7 protein-coding genes and 1 pseudogene are annotated in these 16,509 nt (G+C 44.4%); 4 read left to right on the forward strand and 4 right to left on the reverse strand.

What is annotated here, in order from left to right:
- Positions 1-290 precede the first annotated feature (290 nt).
- On the reverse strand, positions 291-1,211 hold the full coding sequence (locus OCU28_RS12460) for an IS5 family transposase (RefSeq protein WP_390623841.1): 921 nt from the start codon (positions 1,209-1,211) through the stop codon (positions 291-293).
- A gap of 57 nt (positions 1,212-1,268) precedes the next feature.
- On the opposite strand from OCU28_RS12460, the pseudogene OCU28_RS12465 reads away from it, so the two are divergent.
- A pseudogene (locus OCU28_RS12465) lies at positions 1,269-2,082 on the forward strand (IS5 family transposase).
- Positions 2,083-2,232: 150 nt separating this feature from the next.
- Here OCU28_RS12465 and OCU28_RS12470 read toward each other — a convergent pair.
- The 3 genes from OCU28_RS12470 to malT form a co-directional block, all read right to left on the reverse strand.
- Positions 2,233-2,982: a glycosyltransferase family 2 protein gene (locus OCU28_RS12470; protein ID WP_261818010.1), complete on the reverse strand. Its 750-nt coding sequence runs from the start codon at positions 2,980-2,982 to the stop codon at positions 2,233-2,235.
- Positions 2,982-4,214 (reverse strand): exopolysaccharide biosynthesis polyprenyl glycosylphosphotransferase, encoded by a 1,233-nt coding sequence (locus OCU28_RS12475; RefSeq protein WP_261818011.1) that lies wholly within the window; start codon positions 4,212-4,214, stop codon positions 2,982-2,984. The genes OCU28_RS12470 and OCU28_RS12475 overlap by 1 nt, the downstream gene beginning before the upstream one ends.
- Before the next feature lie 396 nt (positions 4,215-4,610).
- On the reverse strand, positions 4,611-7,319 hold the full coding sequence (gene malT / locus OCU28_RS12480) for an HTH-type transcriptional regulator MalT (protein WP_261818012.1): 2,709 nt from the start codon (positions 7,317-7,319) through the stop codon (positions 4,611-4,613).
- Positions 7,320-9,183: 1,864 nt separating this feature from the next.
- Between malT and OCU28_RS12485 the strand changes: the two genes are divergently transcribed.
- From OCU28_RS12485 to glgB, 3 genes are all read left to right on the forward strand, one after another.
- Positions 9,184-11,637: a glycogen/starch/alpha-glucan phosphorylase gene (locus OCU28_RS12485; protein ID WP_261818013.1), complete on the forward strand. Its 2,454-nt coding sequence runs from the start codon at positions 9,184-9,186 to the stop codon at positions 11,635-11,637.
- A gap of 99 nt (positions 11,638-11,736) precedes the next feature.
- Positions 11,737-13,920 carry a 4-alpha-glucanotransferase gene (gene malQ, locus OCU28_RS12490; protein WP_261818014.1) on the forward strand — a complete coding sequence of 728 codons (2,184 nt, stop codon included), beginning with the start codon at positions 11,737-11,739 and terminating at the stop codon, positions 13,918-13,920.
- 240 nt (positions 13,921-14,160) lie between these two features.
- Positions 14,161-16,338 carry a 1,4-alpha-glucan branching protein GlgB gene (gene glgB / locus OCU28_RS12495; protein WP_261818015.1) on the forward strand — a complete coding sequence of 726 codons (2,178 nt, stop codon included), beginning with the start codon at positions 14,161-14,163 and terminating at the stop codon, positions 16,336-16,338.
- The last annotated feature ends 171 nt before the right edge of the window (positions 16,339-16,509 follow it).

Consider the following 16,509-nt stretch of genomic DNA (forward strand, 5'->3'; position numbering starts at 1 on the left):
TAACAAGCAGAAGCATTTATCCCTGAACTTTTAGCGAGAGTACGGTATGTGTAGCGCGATATTCTATAAGTGGCCTTCAAAATACGTAGGTATGGACGCTTATCTTATAGCGCGAATTAAAGAGAAAGATGGCTTTGTTTCCTAAATCAGGGAACTAATGCTTAAAGCTACGATCAGATCATCTAAGTTCACTCACATACTTAGATCAATGCCAAAGCCTCGCTACAGAACAACTAACGGCTTTGTTTCCTAATTGGATCTCAGATAGAAACGGCCAGTATGGGTGATTATTAGGCTATTTCTATCGTTTTAGGCATACCTAACCCTGTGAGCTTATTCAACGCTTTAATCATGGCGTAGGTTTCACCAACCTGAGCATTATAGTTTCTTAAACTTAATCGCCCACCAAATAGTGTCTTTACACGGAACATGGCCGTCTCTGAAAGTGACCGTTTATGGTAACCGTACTTCTTTTTCCAATATTTATTTGAGCCGTATAATTTCTGGCAAGCTACCGCCAGATTACGAGGGTGACCTCGCACCCAAAAAGCAGCACCTTCTCTCGGTGGAATAAGTGGAACAGCTTGTTTAATACGTATGGCTTCGTAGCATTGTCTTGTGTCGTAAGCTCCATCACCAGATATCTCATTGATTCTACGACGAGTTTGATTCAGTAAATTAGGAAGAACTTCACCGTCAGTGACATTCGATAAACTTAACTCAGCCGCAATGATTTCATGAGTGCTAGTGTCTACTGCTAAATGGAGCTTACGCCAAACCCTACGCTTCCTGTCAGTACCATGTTTTTTTACTTTCCACTCACCTTCACCGTAGACCTTCAGCCCTGTTGCATCAATAGCTAAATGCTGTATAGCGCCTTGGGTCTTTGTCTTGAATGACACATTAACCGTTTTGGCTCGTTTACTGATGCATGAATAATGAGGACATGACAACGGGAGTTGAGCGAGTTTGAAAACAGAATCGATGAATCCTTGTAACGCTCTCAACGGCATCGCAAATACTCGTTTAACCATGAGGGCGGTCGTAATGGCTAAGTCACTAAACAATCGAGGTCGACCTCGTTTACCTTGCTTGAGTTGCTTCCACTGTTGAATCGTTTCTTCATCAATCCAGAATGTCAGTGAACCACGATTGATTAGGGCTTGGTTATATTGTTTCCAGTTAGTTGTGGCGTTGTTGCCTAAATAAATTGAACCTTTTCCAAGTCCTGCGATCTGATCGTTTGTGATGGTTAAAGCGGTGGTGACATAGGTAAAGCGAAAAAGAAAATAACTAACTGGGCGGACTACAATAAGGCTTTGCGCTAACATGGTCCTGTTACGTTCTGGATAGATGATTCAGACGTAGATGCATGGTGATGCAAAACCCATCACGGTAAGCATGGTAGAGGCTTCCAGTACTCTGATACAGCGATTGAAACTGCCCTGATGATGAAGGGTATATTCTCTCTGTCATTACGTGTTCTTCAAGGCTTTATCGACTCTATCTTTGAGCTAATGGATGTTCCTCTGACCTCTCCTGACTGAACCTGTATTAGTAAACGCTCGAAGACGGTAAGGTCAAATATCGCAATAAATCTAGAGGCGCTATTCGCCATATAGCGATTGATTCCACTGCGCTTAAAGTTTTTGGTGAAGGTGAGTGGAAAGTAAAAAAGCATGGTGCAGAAAAACGCAGAACATGGCGTAAGTTGCACTTAGTTGTAGATGTGATACTCACGAAGCTATTAGTGCGGAAGTCAGCCTTGTAAATGTTGGCGATAGTGAAGTGCTACCGACGTTGCTCAATCCAGAACGCATAAAGATCACAACCGTATCTACCGATGGAGCTTATGACACAAAAAGTTGCCACGAGACTCTGAAAAATGGGACAATAGCGGAGTGGAAAGCCGAGTCTGGATATCACTATCGTTCAATATCTGAGACCGCAATGTTCCGATACAAGGGACTAACAAGCGGTAAGTTGAGTTTGAGATATTACAACGCTCAAGTGGGTGAAATCATGGCGAACGTCAAGGCTATAAACAAAGTCATGGGACTAGGAATACCCGTCAGAAACTAACGGCTAGTTGTATAAGTAATCGTTGTTCTTCAAGGTGATTTGATCAACAACGGCACTGTGTATTACTATCTTAAGCATGAAGGATTGCCTTTCAAGTAAAGGTTAAGAATGATTGTCCTTATTAAGGAGCGAATCTAAATACTCCATTATTTAAATTAGTCGTTTAAATATATTCACGATAATGTAATGAAGGAAGTTCCAATAGATATAAATGTTACTTCTCCCAGACAGTTCGGATCTTAATATATCAAGATGCCATTTAGCAGACTTTATTTTATTTGAAGATAAAGAATTGGCACTACAATAGTAATTAGCAAGGCACTCTTTTGAACCGATAGAATCTGTCAGCTTTAAAATATTGAGCCACATTTCGAAATCTTCGTGGCCAATGTTTTTTTGATAGATTTTTCCAATCGCTTTGCAATTATAAATACCGGTCAAATTGCCAATATTGTTGTATTTTAGCATATCCTTATACGTCACTAGCGGTTTGCATGCGACTTCACTAAGGAATATGTAGTCTTGGTTAACGCGTCGGTAACTCGAGTGTGACGCATGTACATTCTCCGAGCGTAGTAAAAGATCGATTTGTATGTTTAACTTCTCTGGTTCCCAGTAATCATCACTATCTAGAAAAGCTATATATGTACCTTTTGCCAACTCAATAGCTTTATTTCTTGCACCCACAACTCCCTTCTCATTAGTGTTATTAAATAACCTAATACGACCGTCATTATTTGCATGCGATTCAATTATTTTGGTAGTGTTGTCAGTGGATCTATCGTTGACGATAATGAGTTCCCAATTCACATAAGTCTGCTGTATTACGGATTGGATACTTTTAGAAATTGTCTGAGACGCATTATATGCGGGCATAATTATTGATACTTTGTCACTCATCACTTAGCCCCAAATCCAGTCAGCATCGTTCTAATAGTCTTTAATACAATATTCATATCAAGCCAAAACGAAAAATGTTTAATGTAATAAAGATCGTGGGCTAACTTTTCAGTTGTTGATTCGGTGTCATCGGCATAGCCTTGTACAGTTTGAGCCCAGCCAGTAATACCAGGTTTCACCATATGGCGGTAGCCATAGAATGGAATTTCTTCTTCAAACTGTTTTACAAAGGTTTCTTGTTCTGGGCGAGGGCCTATTAGTGACATTTCGCCTTTTAATACGTTGAAGAATTGCGGTAGTTCATCAATACGAACTTTACGTATAACTTTACCAGTTCGTGTGACTCGCGCTTGCTCCTCTGTCGCAAATTTAGATTCTGCGTTTTCCGGGCGTACTGTCATACTTCTAAATTTATAGATTCGGAACGGTTTTCCTGCTTGGCCGATGCGCTCTTGAATAAACATTGCTGGGCCGGGATTTTCCAGCTTAATTATAATTGCGGTGATCGCCATTATTGGCAATGTGATAGGGAAGGTGGCAATGATCAGTAGTGATTCCCAAACGCGCTTTACGCTGCGATAGATTGGGTTTGGTTGCAAAGTACCGATACTATTTTCGGACAGATGAGATGTCTGTACCTTACCTTCAACCATTTCTCGAATGCTCTCTGAATGGAACACTGGAATGTCATTGATACTACAATCCGCGACGAACTTGGACTCTTTCGTGGTCAGCTCTTTATGCAGATTTACCACTAATCCATTGTAGGATTTTGGTAGTACATTTAGGTCTTTGATTTCGGTTAAGCAAACATTTTTGTTGGTATCAAGCTCTGAAAAATCGAAGTTATTGATTGCGGCTAATCGAAGCTTTCTACGCTCTTTTAATAGAATTCCCATTGCATAGAAAACGATGAAGGTTACAAAGAATCCATGTAGGATCACTGGGCGTGAGTACTCAATACGTGACAGTAGTATAATGGCAAGGATTATGGCGTAGATCGTGGCCATGACTGGCAGTATATAATATTTGCGTTCAACCAGCAGATAGCGACTGATTCTCGGTAGAATGCTAGCACTAATCACATATGCAACCAAGCATGCGATGATACTGTTCTCTACTGTGATAGGCAGATAAGATGAATGATATGGAGACGTGGCGAACAAATATATTGCGGTAATTGCCATCCCGATACTATGAGCAATAATAGAGTTTGCAGATAATCTTTTCATTTAACCTTGCTTGAGAGTTGGGTTTACCTAAATGAGGCGGCGATTTTAGCACACTATATCAATAGTGTCGCTCCGCTCACAACTTTCTAAAGTTTGGCAAAGTTTTAGCGTGGTAGCAACTTCATTTTATTATTTAAGTTATTGATTGTTGGGGTCTCGTTTGGCTAACTGCTTTCTATTTTATTGCTTTGTAGTATTTGTGTATAGCAAGCTTTAAATCTGAGATCTTTAAATTCATGGCAAGCAAGTATTTGGAGTTTATCAAGCCTTAAGCTTAGGTATGTCGGGGCATTTCACTGCGTAGCGTTACGCTGTTGGTATCTATTAGGTTCTATAACAAGTAATTTTGACTAAAGGTGATGAGCATATATTTCCCGCTCACCACCCTAAATTTGCTTAGTATCCCATCAATCTCAATAGGTTTTCAGCGGTTTGGATGGCCTCTTTTCGGTTGGCTATGTTTAACTTTTGATACAAATTTCTTATATGAGTTTTGATAGTTGTACCGGCAACGTCTAGTTCTTGAGCAATTTGCTCGTTACTAAAGCCTGAGTAAATCAAGTTTAGTACCTGCCATTCACGCTGGGTGAGGGGACTGGTACGGATTAGTTCTGGAATATTGGGGTGGTTTACCAGTTGATTTACGAACTCTTCGTCGAAGTGTACGGCGCGGCTGCGTTGTTTGTTGCCGATTTCTTTGAGTAATTGCAGTGCACGGTGACGTTCAAGATCGCCTAGTTGGCCTTTATTTACTAATTTGTCTAATAGTTTGCCAATGCTAGCGCCATCAATAATGAAGTTGCCCACGACGCCGGTTTGGTTAGTCATGGTAAGAGCCTGTTTAAGCTTTTCTGCGGCGATGGTTTCGTTTGCGGTCTTGACGTGCAATATCGATTCAACGATTAGGTTGCGGTTGGTATCGGTTAGCAGTCCATGTTTTTCAGCTTGTTTGGTCAGCATCGCAAGGGTTAGTCTTGCATCTTCATATTTTTCTAAAGCGATCTGTGCTCTGGCAATGTTTCTAAATTGCAATTGAGTGAAGTGATTGCTGGCAGTTTCTGGGTGTTCGGCTTGTGCCAACCAGTTTTGAATAGAGGTGTTATCGCCACGCGCTTGCCAGTATAGCAGTTGTGATAGTGAGGCATTGGCTGTCCAATCAAGGTGGTAGTTGGACTCTGATAGTAGGTCTTCTATCTTTTCTACGAAGCGTCCTGCTTTATCTATTTCACCGCGGCCGATAGCAATACGGGCTAGCATTGAGTAGCTATGTAGATGCCTGCTTTTCTTTTTCTCACCGATAATATCGATGCCTTTATAGGCCAGTAGCTCTGCTTCGTCGAGATGGTTCCAACACCATTGGATTTGGGCTCGGGTGCGCAATAGATGTTCGTGTAAAGGGATCTGCTGTAAGTGATGCTCTTCTATCACTCTTAGTGCTTGGTCTTGCAGCTCGTAGGCGGCTTGAATGTAACCTTGCGCTATCAATATCTCGCTTTGTTGAATCAGTGCCCATAGTACTTGATGGTAAACCTGGTATTGGCGGGCGAGTTTCTCGGTTTGTTGCATCATTGGGAGCGCGCGGTCTAGATAACCAAGTACATGGTTAACTTCCGCAATAACTGAGGTGCCAGCGATGCGGCTTCTAAAGTCGTTGTTATTGATTTGTCCTAAGGCTTTTTCTGATAACTGCAACGCTTGCTGTGGTTTACCTTGGTTAATTGCAACTTGTCCCAGTAGGGCGCTGATCTGGCCTTTTTCGTTACTAGATATTGTAATATTGCGCTTTTCGAGTTCGGTTTTAGCTTCCGCTAGCAGATCGCCGACTGTGTCGTACCTGTGTTGGCTTTGTGCCAGCCAAGCTTGAAGTATCGGTAATTTTGCACTTTGATACAGTTGCTCAGGGCTCAATTCTGCAATAGTGTTTTCTAAGGTGATTAACTCGCCATTGTTAAACATCGCCCAGCCATGATCACGTAATATGTCGGCGCACAGCTCTGAATTTTTGGCTTTTTGTGCATGGACTAAGGCTTTGGTGGGCCTGTTATATTTGAGCCAGGTTTTGGCCGCTTGGATTTGTAGCGATGATTCTTGCTGTGGCAACAGTGTATTGCGTTGATGAGTTAAGAAATCATTGAATAGGTTATGGAATCGAAACCAATGCTGTTCATCAGAACTGGTATTTAAGAATAAACCGAAGCGATTTAGGTTATCTAGCATGCTCAGGGCATCGTCGCGCCCGGTTACATCAGCAATATGCTCATCGCTAAAGTTATCCAGTACTGAGCATTGCATTAAAAATTGCTGGGTATCTTTATCTAGGTGATCAAATACTTCTTCTGCTAGATAATCCCACAGATGTGAGTGGTTAAATTCATCAATTGCTTCAAGGGATTGCTTGATGGGTTTGTTTTGCTGTATTGCTTGTATTGCCAGTAATTGAAGGGCTGAAGGCCAGCCTTCAACATAGTTTCTTAGCTCGGTTGCAGTTGAGCTATCTATCTCTTCTTTGGTACGCATACTCAGAAAGCGTGAGGTCTCTTCACTGTCAAAAGCTAGCAACTCACCATCGACTTCGATCATTAAATCACGCACGCGCAGGTTAGCGGTGCCTAGGGGCGGATTGGAGCGGCTAGTAACCACCATGGTGATGTTGTCGGGCATGTGTTTGATAAAGAATCGCAGTGCTTCGTGGACTTCTTCATTGGTGATCAGGTGATAGTCATCGATAACCAGATACAGTTCGTGGTGAGTGCTTGATAGTTCGGTGAAAATTTCACCAAATAATGTGTGTAGGGATGAGAATTGACGGTTCTCAATTAGCGCTTGAGAATTCACGCATAGGTTATCGGTAGCTTTATTAATGGCACGCACAAAATAAGAGATAAAGCGGTAGCTATCGTTGTCACTGTCATCCAGGCTATACCAGCCAACATGTGATTTATCCGATAACCATTGTGCAGCCATAGTGGTTTTTCCATAGCCTGCCGGTGAACGAAACAGAACAAGTTTATAGAATGGAGCTTGTTGTAAGAGCTCCAACACACGTGGACGTACAATGGCGTTATGTAAGCGGCCAGGGCGAGTCAATTTAGATGGAATCCACATGCGTTTATTTACCTATTAATGTATGTATTGATGGCGGAGTGTTGATTCTGCGCCGTTTGTTGTTTTTTGTGAGACGGCCTAGGTTCTGCGTTCCCTCCGTCGTCTTCCCCGTGTAGGCGGGGATCTTTAGACCCTTGGGTCTTAATCATAGTTACTGGTTTGAAGTAAAATATGAGTACCTAAAGACCCCGGCTTAAAAGACTACCGGGGTGACGGAGTCTTCCAGAACCTAGAACCCGGACCCCAGAGTCTAGGTTCCCTCCGTCGTCTTCCCCGCGTAGGCGGGGATCTGTAGACCCTCGGGTCTTAATCATAGTTACTGTTTTGAAGTAAAATATGAGTACCCAAAGACCCCGGCTTAAAGGACTACCGGGGTGACGGAGTCTTCCAGAACCTAGAACCCGGACCCCAGAGTCTAGGTTCCCTCGTCGTCTTCCCCGCGTAGGCGGGGATCTGTAGACCCTCGGGTCTTAATCATAGTTACTGTTTTGAAGTCAAATATGAGTATCCAAAGACCCCGGCTTAAAAGACTACCGGGGTGACGGAGTCTTCCAGAACCTAGAACCTAGAACCTAGAACCCAGAGTCTAGGTTCCCTCGTCGTCTTCCCCGCGTAGGCGGGGATCTGTAGATCCTCGGGTCTTAATCATAGTTACTGTTTTGAAGTAAAATATGAGTACCCAAAGACCCCGGCTTAAAAGACTACCGGGGTGACGGAGCTTCCCAGAACCCAGTCTCTAAAACCCAGAACCTAGGTTTCCCTCGTCGTCTTCCCCGCGTAGGCGGGGATCTGTAGACCCTCGTGCCTCAATCATAGTTACTGCTTTGAAGTAAAATATGAGTACCTAAAGACCCCGGCTTAAAAGACTACCGGGGTGACGGAGCTTCCCAGAACCCAGTCTCTAAAACCCAGAACCTAGGTTCCCTCCGTCGTCTTCCCCGCGTAGGCGGGGGTCTTTAGACCCTTGAGCCTCAATCATAGTTACTGTTTTGAAGTAAAATATGAGTACCCAAAGACCCCGGCTTAAAGGACTACCGGGGTGACGGAGTCTTCCAGAACCTAGAATCTAGAATCTAGAACCTAGGTTCCCTCCGTCGTCTTCCCCGCGTAGGCGGGGGTCTTTAGACCCTTGAGCCTCAATCATAGTTACTGTTTTGAAGTAAAATATGAGTACCCAAAGACCCCGGCTTAAAAGACTACCGGGGTGACGGAGTCTTCCAGAACCCAGTCTCTAAAACCCAGAACCTAGGTTCCCTCCGTCGTCTTCCCCGCGTAGGCGGGGATCTGTAGACCCTTGAGCCTCAATCATAGTTACTGTTTTGAAGTAAAATATGAGTACCTAAAGACCCCGGCTTAAAGGACTACCGGGGTGACGGAGTCTTCCCAGAACCTACAACCTACTTCCTAGCCCCGATTTTAGATGAACTTTAGAGTGCTTTAATTTGATCTGGCTCTGTTTTGTCATGATAGGGGTGTTTATACGGCATCTACGCCTTGTATTTGTGATGAGGCTCACGAATTGCTTTTGAATGAAGATAGATTTCCATTATCTCTGCACCGATTCGGGGGTGAAAGCTGGGATGTTAGCTGAAAATGTTCGTGATCTTGCTCACATTTCATGCAGATGTAATATTATTTAACAATCGAGAGTTGGCTGTCTAATCCTTCCCTTAGTGTGATGCACATCTCGCAATGTAGAGGTGGGGTAAGGGTTTCTGAGAGCTGGCTCAACAACTCCTTTTGATACTCCTCCCTACGCCTCGTATTCTCCTCCTTTATCCCCCTTTCATAGGATGATGAAGCATTGCTATTGTTGAATCATGATTGATAACGTTAAATATTAAACAATAAGTGAGAGTTCTTAATGAAACCTGCACAACAAAAGAAGTTTGACAAAGCGCTGTTCCAAACGAGCGTAAAGAAACACCTTACATCTACCTACGCAACGACTGAAGAAACCGCATCGACTCGCCAGTGGTATCTTGCTATGGGACGTGCGTTAGCTGAACTAACCACTTTTGATCTGCTTGAAACTGAAGCGGATGAGAAGATTAAAAATGCTAAGAGCGTTAACTATTTATCGCTAGAGTTTTTGATTGGTCGCTTGACCGGTAATAACCTTATCAGCATGGGTCTGTATGAAAGCATTACCGATGCAATGGCTGAACTGGGTCACAACCTGACCGACCTACTTGAAGAAGAGCGCGATCCATCATTGGGTAATGGTGGCCTAGGTCGCTTGGCGGCTTGTTTCATGGATTCGTGTGCGGCTCAAGAATTCCCAACTGTGGGTTATGGCTTGCACTATGAATACGGTCTATTCAAGCAATCCTTTAAAGAGGGCGCTCAGCAAGAGGCTCCTGATGCATGGCGTGGCGTTGAAGGCTACCCATGGGAAATTGCTCGCCCAGAGTTGGCGCAAGAGATTGGCTTTTACGGTCATGTAGAAGCGTATACTGAAAACGGTGAAGAGAAGCGCCGTTGGGTACCGGGAATGTCAGTACAAGGCATGCCTTGGGATCTACCAATTGTGGGTTATGAATCAGAAACGGTTTATCCGCTACGCCTATGGGAATGCCGTGCTATCGCACCGTTTTCTCTAGAAAGCTTTAACAATGGCGACTATTTTGAAGCGCAACACTCGTTGATTGATGCGGGCAATATCACTAAGGTTCTTTACCCGAATGATAACCACGAAAAAGGTAAGACCCTGCGTCTAATGCAGCAGTATTTCCACTCAGCAGCCTCTATCCGCGATATTTTGCGTCGTCATGAAGCTGCAGGTCATGCACTGGTTGACCTACCTAAGTACGAAACTGTACAGCTTAACGATACCCACCCAACCATCGCCATCCCTGAATTAATGCGTATTCTAGTGGACGAAAAAGGATTTGGCTGGGAGAAAGCATGGTCTATTTCAACTAAGACATTTGCTTACACCAACCACACCTTGCTTCCAGAAGCACTTGAAACCTGGTCTGAGTCGTTGATTCAACGTCTACTTCCTCGTCACATGGAGATCATCTACCGCATTAACCACGAATTCCTAATGGAAGTGCGTGCTAAGTGGCCGGGCGATGTAGAGAAACAACGTAAGCTTTCTATTATCCAAGAAGGTTTCCACCGTATGGTGCGCATGGCAAACTTGTGTGTTGTGGGCTCTTACGCAGTAAATGGCGTAGCGGCGCTACACTCTGCATTGGTTAAAAAAGACCTGTTCCCTGAGTTTAATGAGCTGTATCCAACACGCCTACACAACGTGACTAACGGTATTACACCGCGTCGCTGGTTGAAATTCTGTAACCCAGGTTTGTCGACTCTAATTAATGACAAGATTGGTACCGAGTGGCCCGCAAAACTTGAGCAACTAGAGCAGATTGCTAACTACGCCAATGATAAAGAATTCCAAAAGGAATATATGGCGGTTAAGAAGCAAAACAAACAACGTCTTGCGGATTGGGTTCAAGAAAACATGGGGATTGAGTTGGATACCGACGCAATTTTCGATGTTCAGATTAAACGTCTACACGAATACAAGCGTCAGCATCTAAACATGCTACATATCTTGTCTTTGTACCACCGTCTACTAAACGATCCTGAGTTTGATATGGCGCCACGCGTGGTGTTCTTTGCAGCAAAAGCTGCGCCAGGTTACCACCTAGCAAAAGAAATCATCTATGCGATCAATAAGATTGCTGACAAGGTGAATAACGATGCGCGCATCGGTAACAAACTGAAAGTAGTATTCATGCCTGATTATCGCGTGAGCATGGCTGAGATCATTATCCCAGCGGCTGATGTATCAGAGCAAATCTCTACAGCAGGTAAAGAAGCATCAGGTACTGGTAACATGAAGATGGCTCTAAACGGCGCACTAACTATCGGTACGATGGACGGTGCAAACGTTGAGATTCGTGAAGAAGTAGGTGATGAAAACATCTATATCTTTGGTCTTGACGTTGACGGTGTAACTGACATTCACGCCAACGGTTATAACCCATTTGATTACTACAATTCGGATCACCTATTGAAGGCATCTCTAGATTTATTACTAGGTGATGAGTTCACACCTGGTGAACCAGGCAAGCTGCGCGCGACTTACGATAGCTTACTTGATGGCGGTGACCCGTACCTATGTCTTGCGGATTTCGCTTCTTATGTGAAAGCACATGAAGACATGGATGCTCAATACCGTGACCAAGCAGGTTGGGCTAAGAAAGCGATTCTGAATACTGCCCTTGTTGGTAAATTCAGTTCAGACCGTTCAATCCGTGATTACGTGAATAACATCTGGAAACTGGAAGCAGTTAGCCGTTAGCCGTTAATAACAACAAAAATAGATAGCTGTCAGCTTTAGGCTGACAGCTATAAATCAATATTATTAGTTTGAAGGCGTGTTTCGTCTTCGGAGAGAGCGATGAAAGAACAATCCGCATTAAAAAAAGTCGCCGAAATGGCTCGTATTGCCGATAGCTATGTCAGTGCTTGGGGTGATGAATCTAGTGTTGAAGATGAAACGATTCTTCACCTGCTAGCTTCACTTGGCTACGATACGAGCAGTGACGAAGCACTGCTTAAATCTGCAGAGAAGAAACATAAGAAAGAAGTCTTGGCAGCGGTTAAGGTCGTTCGCGATGGTGAGCCCGTTGAGATTGAACTGAATCTGGGTGTGAGTGCGCGTGAAAGCGAATTTGCATGGCGCCTAGAAACAGAAAAAGGTGAAGTACTAGAGGGTTATCTACAGTCGCAAATCGTTCGTGATGAGCGTGCTGAAGGTGGCGCCTTAGTATTTTCATTACCAAGTGAGATTGAGTGGGGTTACCACAAGCTGATAATCACCCGTAAACGCCGTAAAGCGCCTTATGAAATGGTGCTGATCGTGACGCCAAAAGCGTGTTTTAAACAGCCACAGATTGATAATGGCAACAAGCTTTGGGGACCGAGTGTTCAGCTTTACACCTTGCGCACGCCACATAACTGGGGCATAGGTGATTTTGGAGATCTGAAGCAACTGGTTGGTGATATTGCCGCGCGTGGTGGTGATTTTATCGGTTTGAACCCAATCCACTCGTTATTCCCAGCGAACCCTGAAGGTGCGAGCCCATACAGCCCATCTTCGCGCCGCTGGTTAAATATTCTATACATCGATGTATGCTCAGTACCTGAGTTTGCATTGAGTGCACAGGCTCAGCAGAAGGTTGGAAGTGCGGAATTCCAACAGCGTTTGCAAAGAGCTCGTGAGGTTCAACATGTTAACTACAGTGAAGTCGCTGATCTTAAGATGAGCGTTTTACCTATGTTATACGCTGAGTTTAAAACGCGTCATCTGGATAAAAACAGTGAACGAGCTCAAGCCTTTTTAGATTTTGTAGAGCAGGGCAGTGATAGTCTGCTTCACCAAGCGGCTTTTGATGCCTTGCATAAGAGCCTGCACGATGATGACCAAGGTGTATGGGGTTGGCCTGTATTTCCTGAGAAGTATCGTCGTTTTGATTCAAGCGCAACTCAGAAGTTTATTAAAGACAATCGTGAACTGGTTAACCTGTATATGTATTTGCAGTGGATTGCTGATACTCAGATAAACGAAGCACAAGCGCTAGCTGAAGAAAAAGGTATGGCGCTTGGTCTGTATCGCGATCTCGCGGTCGGCGTAGCTGATTCAGGCTCTGAAACTTGGGCTGATGACGGTAATCTTGTTCTCGATGCCAGCATAGGCGCGCCACCTGATATCTTGGGGCCATTGGGTCAAAACTGGGGCTTGCCGCCGTTGAACCCGCAGGTACTTCAATCAACCGCTTATGATGCGTTTATTAAGCTGCTGCGTGCCAACATGCAACATTGTGGTGCACTGCGTATTGACCACGTATTGGGCCTGCTTCGCCTGTGGTGGATTCCTAAAGGTGAGAATGCAACGAAAGGGGCGTACATGTACTACCCCGTGGAAGATATGCTAGCCATTTTGGCTCTTGAGTCTCATCGATTCCAGTGCTCAGTTATTGGTGAAGACTTAGGTACAGTGCCAGATGAAATTGTCGGCATTTTACGTGATGCGGGCGTGCATTCTTATAAGGTATTCTTCTTTGAAACCAATGAAGATGAAAGCTTTGTGAGCCCGACTCAATATGCATCTCAGTCTATGGCTGCACTATGTACCCATGACATGCCTACTTTACGTGGTTTTTGGCATTGTGATGACCTAAAGCTGGGTAAAGACCTTGGCCTCTACCCAAATGAAGAGCAATTGCATACCTTGTTTAATGAGCGATTGGTCTGTAAACAAGGGATCTTAAACTCGATTCGTCAGCACAATCCTCAGTTTTTATCTGATGGTATTGGACAAGATGCACAGTGGGTTCCAATGGATAGCCATTTAGCACAAGCGTTGCAGCTGCATGTGGCTGCGGGCTCTTCAACACTGCTAAGCGTTCAGCTTGAAGATTGGTTAGAAATGGATAAGCCAGTGAACATTCCGGGCACGGTGGAAGAGTATCCAAACTGGCGTCGTAAGTTGGCCGTTAACCTTGACGAAATGTTTGCCCGTGATGATGTGAATACCATTGCGCAGCGTTTGTCTGAAACTCGAGGTCAAGCTTCTCGCTAATGACTTGTGGTTTTGGGGCTAAAACTTCTACTCGCTTCAAGGTTTGTAATTTGTAATTAAGTTACAATCCCGAGGCTGCTAAATACCCGCTTATTCAGCGGGTATTTTTTTAATTAAAAGTGTAAGAAATCATGTCGATAATAACGACTTCATTGCTTATAAAATTAAATTTTAGTTGGCTCTTTTTTAGAGAGTTAAGAATACATAATTATAAACTACGGACTATTGAGGAGATTGGGCGTGAATCAATCTATAGATAAAATCGAGAACGCTTATCAGCAATTGAGTCAGGCATCATTTGCCGACCCGTTCTCGCTATTAGGACCCTATGTATGCAATGAAGGGCGCTCATTGAGCGTGTGGATGCCAGGTGCAGATCGCGTTGAAGTTCTATTTGCAGGCAAACGCATTGAATTGGAACGTGACCTAGAGAGTGCGTTTGTTTTAACGCAAGATATCGACCTGTCGTTGACCCATTATAAGCTTGCGGTACATTGGGGAGAGACTGAACAAATATTGGATGACCCATACCAATACCATGCTTTGTATGCAGAATTTGATCAGTTACATACGCCTAAACAAATGTATCAGCACATGGGCGCACAATTTATTACTCTCGAAAGAGGTGGCGAAAGCATTTCTGGAACTCGTTTCTTGGTATATGCACCGCATGCAACAGCGGTAAGCCTAGTGAGTGAGTTCAATAGTTGGGATGGGCGTCGTAACCCGATGCAGCGTCTTGATTATGGCATCTGGGGGCTGTTCATTCCTGAACTGGCCGAAGGTACCTCGTATAAATTTGAACTAAAAGGTCCTAATGGGGAAGGCTTGCCGCATAAGCAAGACCCATGGGGATTCCAGCACGAACAATACCCATCATTTTCATCGGTGACCTACGATCAAAATCGATACCAGTGGCAAGATGAAGCATGGCAAAATCGTCCTGTATCAGAAAAACGCAAGCAAGCGTTGTCATTTTATGAGCTTCATGCGGGCTCGTGGCGCAGAGATGAAAATGGTGATTTCTTAGGTTATCGTCAATTAGCCGAGCAATTGGTACCGTATCTTGTTGATCTTGGTTATACCCATGTTGAATTGATGCCAGTTTCAGAGCACCCGTTTTATGGCTCTTGGGGTTATCAGCCGATAGGCCTGTTTGCACCAACCAGCCGCTTCGGTTCACCAGATGACTTTAAATATTTTGTAGATGCCTGCCACCAAGCGGGTCTAGGTGTAGTACTGGATTGGGTTCCTGCTCACTTCCCATCTGATGATCACGGCTTGGCTAACTTCGATGGTACGCCACTGTTTCATGATCCTGATCCGCGTCGCGGCTGGCATCAAGACTGGAATTCTTATATTTACGATCTTGGTCGTGAGCATGTACGCCGCTTCCTTGTATCTAATGCTTTGTTCTGGTTCGAGCACTATCATATCGATGGTGTGCGCGTAGATGCGGTAGCGTCAATGCTGTATCTCGATTATTCCCGTAGCCACGATCAATGGCTGCCAAACCAAGACGGTGGTAACGAGAACTACGACGCGATCTCGACCCTGAAATGGATGAACGAAGAGGTGTATAAACACTTCCCGAATGCGATGACTATCGCTGAGGAATCGACTGCATTCCCTGGTGTTTCAGCGCCGACTTTCCTAGGTGGTTTGGGCTTTGGCTTTAAGTGGAATATGGGCTGGATGCACGATAGTTTAGCCTATATTCAGGAAGACCCAATTCACCGTCAATATCACCACAATACAATTACCTTCCCGCTGGTTTATGCACACAGTGAAAACTATGTACTGTCTCTATCTCATGATGAGGTTGTGTACGGTAAGGGTGCGATCCACGATAAAATGCCAGGTGATGAGTGGCAGAAAACCGCTAACCTGCGTGCGTACATGGGCTACATGTATGGACAACCGGGCAAGAAGCTAAACTTCATGGGTGCGGAATTTGGGCAGACCAGTGAATGGAATCATGATGACCAGCTACAGTGGTTCCTGTTGGACTTTGAACGCCATCAAGGATTATTGAACCTAACTCGTGATTTGAACAAGCTGTACCAACAACAATCCGCTATGCATAGCCTTGACTGTGAACCTCAAGGGTTTGAGTGGCGCTTACAAGATTGTGCTCAATCTAGCGTACTGGCACATGAGCGCATTGATGAAAATGGTGAGCGTATATTGGTGGTTTCCAACTTTACGCCAGTACCGCATCATGATTTCCGCTTAGGTATCCCGCAGCAATCTGAATATGAACTGCTACTTAATACCGATGATGAGCACTACAACGGATCAAACACCCAACTACCGACTAAACTAACCACAGAGGCGATTGAAAGTGAAGGACTAGCACAATCAGTGCAGATGGTACTTCCTCCGCTTGCTACTGTGTTTTATAAGAAGGTTAAGTAGGGGGTTTAACGGCGGTTCTGTGGTTTTAACAGCGGTTCTGTGGTCCTTTGGTCCTTTGGTTCTATGGGTTGTGGAGCGTAACGATGAATCGATGTTTCGATGAAGTGCGCCCCAGGACCATAGGGTCATAGGACCACAGAACCGCTTCACTCCCGTCATCCCGGTGGTGTT

Origin of the sequence: Vibrio gallicus (genome assembly GCF_024346875.1) — a bacterium.
GTDB classification, from domain to species: domain Bacteria; phylum Pseudomonadota; class Gammaproteobacteria; order Enterobacterales; family Vibrionaceae; genus Vibrio; species Vibrio gallicus.

Excerpts from the sequence above, each read along its gene's own strand:
- OCU28_RS12470 (WP_261818010.1), bottom strand. The coding sequence starts at position 2,982 with ATGAGTGACAAAGTATCAATAATTATGCCCGCATATAATGCGTCTCAG.
- OCU28_RS12475 (WP_261818011.1), bottom strand. The coding sequence starts at position 4,214 with ATGAAAAGATTATCTGCAAACTCTATTATTGCTCATAGTATCGGGATG.
- malT (WP_261818012.1), bottom strand. The coding sequence starts at position 7,319 with ATGTGGATTCCATCTAAATTGACTCGCCCTGGCCGCTTACATAACGCC.
- OCU28_RS12485 (WP_261818013.1), top strand. The coding sequence starts at position 9,184 with ATGAAACCTGCACAACAAAAGAAGTTTGACAAAGCGCTGTTCCAAACG.
- malQ (WP_261818014.1), top strand. The coding sequence starts at position 11,737 with ATGAAAGAACAATCCGCATTAAAAAAAGTCGCCGAAATGGCTCGTATT.